The sequence below is a fragment of the Streptomyces sp. LS1784 genome, assembly GCF_020103755.1.
Lineage (GTDB): Bacteria > Actinomycetota > Actinomycetes > Streptomycetales > Streptomycetaceae > Kitasatospora.
Genome location: NZ_JAHSQD010000538.1, coordinates 1 through 5,601, shown reverse-complemented (window position 1 = coordinate 5,601; position 5,601 = coordinate 1). Strand labels below are relative to the sequence as shown.

6 protein-coding genes and 1 pseudogene are annotated in these 5,601 nt (G+C 71.6%); 6 read left to right on the top strand and 1 reads right to left on the bottom strand.

The window, feature by feature from the left end; genetic code table 11:
* Positions 1-2: 2 nt before the first annotated feature.
* Entirely contained in the window at positions 3-665 is a 663-nt protein-coding gene (locus KS423_RS37050) for a DUF461 domain-containing protein (protein ID WP_224284133.1), read from the bottom strand.
* 427 nt (positions 666-1,092) lie between these two features.
* Between KS423_RS37050 and KS423_RS37045 the strand changes: the two genes are divergently transcribed.
* The 6 genes and pseudogenes from KS423_RS37045 to KS423_RS37020 form a co-directional block, all read left to right on the top strand.
* Complete coding sequence (locus tag KS423_RS37045) at positions 1,093-1,575, top strand: CarD family transcriptional regulator (protein ID WP_014136563.1); 483 nt, start codon at positions 1,093-1,095, stop codon at positions 1,573-1,575.
* 342 nt (positions 1,576-1,917) lie between these two features.
* Entirely contained in the window at positions 1,918-2,643 is a 726-nt protein-coding gene (gene ispD, locus KS423_RS37040) for a 2-C-methyl-D-erythritol 4-phosphate cytidylyltransferase (RefSeq protein WP_224284132.1), read from the top strand.
* Entirely contained in the window at positions 2,633-3,133 is a 501-nt protein-coding gene (gene ispF, locus KS423_RS37035) for a 2-C-methyl-D-erythritol 2,4-cyclodiphosphate synthase (protein ID WP_049657183.1), read from the top strand. The genes ispD and ispF overlap by 11 nt, the downstream gene beginning before the upstream one ends.
* Before the next feature lie 220 nt (positions 3,134-3,353).
* Positions 3,354-3,749, top strand: coding sequence for a PPOX class F420-dependent oxidoreductase (locus KS423_RS37030; protein ID WP_224284131.1), 396 nt, complete (start codon positions 3,354-3,356; stop codon positions 3,747-3,749).
* Positions 3,750-3,844: 95 nt separating this feature from the next.
* Positions 3,845-5,239 (top strand): cysteine--tRNA ligase, encoded by a 1,395-nt coding sequence (gene cysS, locus KS423_RS37025; RefSeq protein ID WP_224284130.1) that lies wholly within the window; start codon positions 3,845-3,847, stop codon positions 5,237-5,239.
* Positions 5,240-5,376: 137 nt separating this feature from the next.
* Positions 5,377-5,601: pseudogene (locus tag KS423_RS37020) on the top strand (23S rRNA (guanosine(2251)-2'-O)-methyltransferase RlmB); the annotation flags it as partial.

Sequence of the window (5,601 nt, the reverse complement as noted above, 5' to 3'; positions counted from 1 at the left end):
CGTCAGTGCGCGGCCGGGACGGCCGGGGTGGTGGTGGCACCGGCCGGGACGGCGGCACCGGTGGTCGGCGCGCCCGGGGTGGCCGGGGCGGTGGCACCGGGGGTGGTGGTCTTGGCGGGGGTGGCGGTCGCCGAGGGGGTCGGCCCGAAGCCCTTGTAGAGGCCGCGGCCGTGCGCGCCCGAGTCCGGGCTCACGGCGGCCTCGGTCTCGACCTTCTGGCCGTCCTTGAAGGTGAAGGCGGTCGGGGCGAAGCCGCCGACGGAGACGGTCGCGGAGGCGACGGTGGCGGACGGGTTGCCCTGACCGCCGATCGCCACCGAGCCACCGGCCGGGACGACGATGCTGGACAGCGGAGCGCCGGAGGCGTCCGTGAAGGTGGCAGCTGCACCGTTGCCGACGGTGACCGACTTGAGTTCGGCCGGGGTGTCCGCGGTGTTCGCGATGTTCACGACCACGTTGGCGGGACCGGTGTAGTTACCCGCGGTGCCCTCCCCGGTGACGACCACGATGTTGTTCAGTCGGAGGTTCGTCCCGATGGTTGCCGCCGCGTTGTCGGGCTTGATCTGCAGGGTTTCCGGCGTGTTGCCGGCGGCGCAGGAGGACAGCGAGGCGATGGCGATGGCGGCGATGGCGGCGATGCTGCCGCGTCGAAGGCTGCGGCTCACGGCGGCGGCTTCTCCTAGGTCACGTGTCGGTAGGTCAGGTCTCAGATTATCGACCTCACTTATGTGCTCCTCACGGGGTGGTCCCCGTGTCGCACTCCCGAGGGCCGCCGGAGGCCGTCCGGCGGTACGGCCGACATGTCCAGGTCACTCGACGGACAAGGTTCGACCAAGATCGAATAACGATTCGGCCGTGACCCGGAAAGAGGTGAAAGCTCAAGATCCAATCATGGTTGCGGGGGTGTTGCGCAAGGGTTTCGCCGAACCCCGGAACCGCCTCCGACCTGCGGGAAGCCCCTCTCGAACACTGGTCGCAGCACGTCATGGGGGTGGTTGTCAAGCCCCGAGACCGGCCCTGACCTGCGAAAACGCCCTTCGGGTGCGCCGAGAAGCGTGTTATTCTGGAAAGCCACGGAAGGGGTCCTGTCACATGACGTTCAAGGTTGGCGACACGGTGGTCTACCCCCATCACGGGGCCGCGCTGATCGAGGCCATCGAAACTCGCCAGATCAAAGGTGTGGACAAGACCTACCTGGTGCTCAAGGTGCAGCAGGGAGACCTGACGCTCCGCGTGCCCGCCGAGAACGCGGAGTTCGTCGGCGTGCGCGATGTAGTCGGCCAGGAGGGTCTGGACCGGGTCTTCGAGGTGCTGCGGGCGCCGTACACGGAAGAGCCGACCAACTGGTCCCGTCGCTACAAGGCGAACCTGGAGAAGCTCGCCTCGGGTGACGTCATCAAGGTCGCCGAGGTCGTCCGCGACCTCTGGCGCCGCGAGCGCGAGCGCGGCCTCTCGGCCGGCGAGAAGCGGATGCTCGCGAAGGCGCGCCAGATCCTCGTCAGCGAGCTCGCGCTGGCGGAGAACACCAACGAGGACAAGGCGGAAACGCTGCTCGACGAGGTCCTCGCCTCGTAGCGCGCGCCACCGCAGTGCGGTCGGGCTGCCGCCCATCGCTCACAGCGCCCGGTGCCGGCGCGCCGCTCCTCGGACGAACCGTCCGGGAGTGGTGCAGTGGCACTCCGGGCGCTGAGGCGTGTCCGGACCACGCCCCTGCCCTAGCCGGTCCAGGCTTGCAAGACCGTTTCTGCACCCGCTGGTGCGTGCACCCGCTGTTGCGCGGGACTTGCGGAGCTGTGCGGCGGGCGGTGGACCGTGGTTCTTCGGAAGGGGCCCGGTGCGCCCGCCGGGCACGCCATGGCCATACCCACTTCGCCGAAGGAGTGAAACCTGAACGCGTCAGGAGCAGTTGCAGCAGCAGTGGTGCCCGCCGCCGGACGCGGTGAGCGGCTGGGGCCCGGGGCTCCGAAGGCCCTGCGGGAACTGGGGGGTGTGCCGCTCCTGGTGCACGCCGTCCGGGCCCTGGCCCGCAGCCGGGCAGTCGGCCTGGTCGTGGTCGCCGCGCCCGCCGACGGGGTGGCCGAGGTGGTGGCCCTGCTGGACAGCCACGGGCTGGACGGCAAGGACATCCGGGTGGTGGCCGGCGGGGCGACCCGCCAGGAGTCGGTCCGGCTGGGCCTGGCCGCGATCCCGGAGGAGGTCGGGGTCGTGCTGGTGCACGACGCGGCCCGCCCGCTGGTCCCGGTCGAGGTGGTGGACACCGTCGCGGCCGCCGTCCGGGCCGGGGCGCAGGCGGTGGTGCCGGCGGTGCCGCTGGCCGACACGGTGAAGCGGGTCGAGCCGAACCCGGGCGGCCCCGAGCCGGTGCTCGACACGCCCGAGCGCGCCACCCTGCGCGCGGTGCAGACCCCGCAGGGCTTCGACCGCGCCACCCTGGTCGAGGTGCACGCCAAGGCGCTGACCGAGGAGAGTGCGGGCACCGCCGACGCGCCGCCGGTCACCGACGACGCCGGCCTGGTGGAGCGCTACGGCGGCCGGGTCGTCGTGGTGCCCGGCCACGAGGAGGCGTTCAAGGTCACCCGTCCGCTGGACCTCGTGCTCGCCGAGGCCGTACTCGCCCGTCGGAGGGCCGCCGATGCCTACTGACCCGCAGACTCCCGTGATCCCCCGCGTCGGGATCGGCACCGACGTGCACGCCTTCGAGGCCGGCCGCCCGCTCCGGGTGGCCGGGCTGGACTGGCCGGACGCCGAGGTCGGGCTCTCCGGGCACTCGGACGCCGACGTCGCCGCGCACGCCGCCTGCGACGCGCTGTTCTCGGCCGCCGGGATCGGCGACCTGGGCGCCCACTTCGGCACCGACCGCCCGGAGTGGGCCGGCGCGTCCGGGGCGAAGCTGCTCGGTGAGGCGGCCCGGCTGGTCCGGGAAGCGGGCTTCGAGATCGGCAACGTCGCGGTCCAGGTGATCGGCGTGCGGCCGAAGATCGGCAAGCGGCGCGCCGAGGCGCAGGCCGCGCTCTCCGAGGCCGTCGGCGCCCCGGTGTCCGTCTCCGGCACCACCACCGACGGCCTGGGTCTGACGGGCCGGGCCGAGGGCCTGGCCGCGATCGCCACCGCCCTGGTGTACGAACGGCGTTGAGCCGCTCGCGGTGGGCGGCCGGAAGAACCCGCACCTGACGGGTGTTCACGGGGTGTTCCCGGGGCCCGGATCGTTAGTCTTCGGTCCGGGCCCGTCCGGGGCTTCCGCTCGGGCCGAACCGCCGACGAGAAGAGGTAATCGCCATGAGCGAGTGGAACGAGCTCGTCATCGAGAGGTGCGAGTGGGCGAGCGCCCCCGCCGAGCGCAGCGAGGTGGGCGCATGAGGGCCGAGCTCTCCGACCGTGCCAAGGCCCTGCTCGACGACAAGAGCTTCGCCGTGGTCTCCACGATCCAGCCCGACGGCAGCCCCCAGTCCTCGGTGGTCTGGGTCAAGCGGGACGGTGGCGACATCCTGTTCTCCACCGTCCAGGGTCGCCGCAAGCACCTCAACCTGGCGCGGGACCCGCGGGTTTCGCTCCTCGTCAACCCGCCGGACAACCCGTACGAGTACCTGGAAGCGCGCGGTGAGGTCTCGCTGACCACCGAGGGCGGCCGGGAGCTGATCGACGAGCTGGCCGCCAAGTACCGCGGCGTGGACAACTACACCTGGGACGGCCCGGACGACGTCCGGGTGGTCGTCCGGCTCACCCCGCGCAAGGTGGTCGGCAGCATCTGAGCACCGCCCGCGGTCCACCGTTTCCCCGGGATCACGCCCCCGTTGTCCCGGGGAATGTGGCGGGGCACCCCCCACCGCCCACTACGCTTGACGCTGTGAGCATTCGTCTGTACGACACCAGCACCCGCCAGGTACGCGACTTCGTCCCGCTTGTACCGGGTTGTGTCTCGATCTACCTGTGCGGCGCTACCGTTCAGTCGGCGCCACACATCGGGCACATCCGGTCGTACCTCAACTTCGACCTCATGCAGCGGTGGTTCGCCTACCGCGGCTACCAGGTGACCTTCGCCCGGAACGTCACCGACATCGACGACAAGATCATCGCCAAGGAGCGCGAGCTCGGCACCCCGTGGTGGCAGATCGCCTACGAGAACGAGCGCGCCTTCAACGACGGCTACGACGCGCTCGGCTGCCTGCGGCCGACTGCCGAACCGCGGGCCACCGGGCACATCCCCGAGATGATCGAGATGATGCAGGGGCTCATCGCCAAGGGCCACGCCTACGCGGCCGACGGCAACGTCTACTTCGACGTGCGGTCGTACCCCGACTACCTGGCGCTCTCCAACCAGAAGCTGGCCGACCTGCGCCAGCCCGAGGGCGAAGGCGAGACCGGCAAGCGGGACCAGCGGGACTTCGCGATGTGGAAGGCCGCCAAGCCGGGCGAGCCGAGCTGGGAGACCCCGTGGGGCCGCGGCCGTCCGGGCTGGCACCTGGAATGCTCGGCGATGGCCCACAAGTACCTGGGCGCGGCCTTCGACATCCACGGCGGTGGGCTGGACCTGATCTTCCCGCACCACGAGAACGAGATCGCCCAGTCCAAGGCCTACGGCGACGACTTCGCCAACTTCTGGGTGCACAACGCCTGGGTCACCATGGCTGGCGAGAAGATGAGCAAGTCGCTGGGCAACTCGGTGCTGGTCTCCGAGATGGTCCGGGCGTGGCGGCCGATCGTGCTCCGCTACTACCTGGCGGCCCCGCACTACCGCTCGATGATCGAGTACAGCGAGGAGTCGCTGCGCGAGGCCGAGGCCGGCTTCGGCCGGATCGAGGGCTTCATCCAGCGCGCCGTCGAGCGCTGCGGCACGGTCGACGCGGCGCCCGAGGTGCCGCCGGCCTTCGCCGAGGCGATGGACGACGACTTCGGCGTGCCGCAGGCGCTGGCCGTCGTGCACACCGCCGTCCGCCAGGGCAACAGCGCCCTGAACGCGGACGACAAGGAGAGCGTGGTGGCGCGACTGGCCGAGGTCCGTGCGATGCTCGGTGTACTGGGCCTCGACCCGCTCGACCCGCACTGGGCCGGGACGGAGCGCGGCGAGGACCTCCACGGCGTGGTCGACTCGCTGGTCCGTCTGGTCCTGGACCAGCGGCAGGCGGCGCGCGAGCGCAAGGACTTCGCCACCGCGGATGCCATCCGCGACCAGCTCGGCCTGGCCGGGCTGGCGATCGAGGACACCCCGTCCGGCCCGCGCTGGACGATCAACAGCCAGTAACCCCATCCGACGATCGGGGTGATGGGTGGGCCGTACCGGACCGGTGCGGCCCTCCCGCATGACGTAGCGCATGCCGTCGGCCGCCACCGGGCAGACCGGGACGGCCGGGGCATGCCGGACAGACAGGAAGTACAGCCATGGCCGGCAACAGCCAGCGCAGGAACCGCCGCAACCCCGGATCGAAGAAGGGCGCGTCTGTCGGTACCGGCGGGCACAGCCGGAAGGGCCTCCAGGGCAAGGGTCCGACCCCGCCCGGCGAGGCGCGCAAGGGACACCCCAAGCAGCGGGCCGCCAACGCCGCGCTCAAGCGCGAGCGGGACGCCAAGGCGCGGGCCGGCATGCGCCGGGCCGGTGCCGGCCGC

Bases quoted from the DNA above. Each gene is read 5' to 3' on its own strand.
- KS423_RS37045 (WP_014136563.1), top strand. From the start codon at position 1,093: ATGACGTTCAAGGTTGGCGACACGGTGGTCTACCCCCATCACGGGGCC.
- ispF (WP_049657183.1), top strand. From the start codon at position 2,633: ATGCCTACTGACCCGCAGACTCCCGTGATCCCCCGCGTCGGGATCGGC.
- KS423_RS37030 (WP_224284131.1), top strand. From the start codon at position 3,354: ATGAGGGCCGAGCTCTCCGACCGTGCCAAGGCCCTGCTCGACGACAAG.